At 63.4% G+C, this 232-nt stretch carries 1 protein-coding gene; it reads right to left on the bottom strand.

Translation table 11 applies throughout. The features are described from left to right. The coding region (locus AC0L27_RS41555) for a hypothetical protein (protein ID WP_473323956.1) at positions 1-232 on the bottom strand (232 nt) is incomplete at both ends.

The raw sequence follows: 232 nt of genomic DNA on the forward strand, positions 1-232 counted from the left end.
TAACGGTAACGGATTTCCGGCCGGCCCGTGTGACGGTGCGCCACCATCCGGCCCCGGTATTTATCATCGTAAGTAAAGCTGCGCACCTGTTTGCCACTACGGTCATACACCACCGCCAGTTCGCCGCGGGGCGTCCAGCCATAGCGCACCAGCGGCGCGGCAGGTAAATTCTCCGGGTATTCCGGGTCGTGCGTCAGCCACACGGCAGACAGACGGATGCCGTTGTCCCGGC

The sequence above is a fragment of the Bradyrhizobium sp. Ken51 genome, from assembly GCF_055807435.1.